The sequence below is a fragment of the Lachnoanaerobaculum sp. MSX33 genome, assembly GCF_000512995.1.
GTDB lineage: Bacteria > Bacillota > Clostridia > Lachnospirales > Lachnospiraceae > Lachnoanaerobaculum.
In genome coordinates this window covers 1-1,243 of sequence record NZ_AZXX01000008.1, presented here as the reverse complement: position 1 = coordinate 1,243, position 1,243 = coordinate 1, and the positions used below count along the sequence as shown (strand labels likewise).

Annotated in this window: 2 protein-coding genes; both read left to right on the top strand. The window is 34.5% G+C overall.

Annotation, left to right across the window (positions count from 1 at the left end; all coding sequences use genetic code 11):
• The first annotated feature begins 14 nt into the window (after nucleotides 1-14).
• On the top strand, nucleotides 15-773 hold the full coding sequence (locus HMPREF1495_RS01095) for an EFR1 family ferrodoxin (protein WP_034211326.1): 759 nt from the start codon (nucleotides 15-17) through the stop codon (nucleotides 771-773).
• The coding region (locus tag HMPREF1495_RS01090; protein ID WP_442911238.1) for a DUF4143 domain-containing protein at nucleotides 770-1,243 on the top strand (474 nt) is incomplete at its 3' end. The genes HMPREF1495_RS01095 and HMPREF1495_RS01090, both read left to right, overlap by 4 nt.

Here is a 1,243-nt window from a genome sequence, read left to right as displayed (position 1 = left end):
CGTAGGTAAATAAGATGATTTTATACTTTAGTGCAACAGGCAACGGAAAATATATTGCAGAGCAAATTGCAGCAGAAACTGATGATAAAGCTATATCCATAGTGGATTGTATTAGGGAAGGTAAATATTTATTTAAAGATGAAAAAATATTGGGTGTTATAACTCCGACATATTTTTGGAGGCTTCCAAGAATTGTAACAGAATTTTTAGAAAAACTTACAATAGAGAATTGTAGATATACCTTTCTTCTGGTGAGCTATGGTACCTCTACCGGTCAGATAGGGACTATGGCAAAAGAAATTTTGAAAAGAAAAGGTCAAAAATTTGATGCATACTACAGTGTGATAATGCCTGATACATGGACACCGATTTTTAATCTCTCAAATAAAGAGAGGGTAGAGCAGTGGCTAAATAAAGGAAAAGCTCAGCTTAAAACAGTTATTGAAGATATCAAATCAAATAAAAGAGGAGACTTTATCAAAAATAAGCTGCCAAAGTTTGTTGCAGCACTACCGTCAGCATTTATGTATACTGCAGAAAGAAAGACAAAGAATTTATCTGTAAATAAGGATTTATGTATAGGATGTAAATTATGTGAGAAAAAATGTCCTGTCGGAGCGATAATTATGGAAGGTAATCACCCGGTATGGAAAGATGAAGAATGTGAGATGTGTTTAGGTTGTCTACATAGATGTCCGAAGTTTGCAATAAGCTATGGCAGTGGAAGAAGCAACAAACACGGGCAATATAAGAATCCGTATACTAAAATATGATGTCGGATAATATGTTTGATTTTTGTATACATAAGTATTGTACACCATATTTTGTCTGTGCTATCATAAAATTACATAGACTAAATCTTGTGTGGGATTCTATTCCAATGCAGTTAGCAAAAGAAAATAAAAAATACATCTATGGACAAGTTAGAAAGGGTTCAAGAGCAAAGGCCTTTGAACTTGCATTACAGTGGCTTTTAGATTGCGGGTTGATCCATAAGGTACAAAGAGTAGGAAAAGTAGCACTTCCATTGAAAGCGTACCTTGACCTTGATGCATTTAAAGTGTATCTGCTTGATATCGGGTTGTTGATAGCTATGACAGATTTGGATGCTCAAGTGATTATTGACGGCAACAGAATTTTTACTGAATTTAAGGGAGCATTGACAGAGCAATATGTTTTACAGCAACTTATTGCATCGGAAGGTATAGAGCCTTATTATTATTCCACATCTAATTCAGGTGGT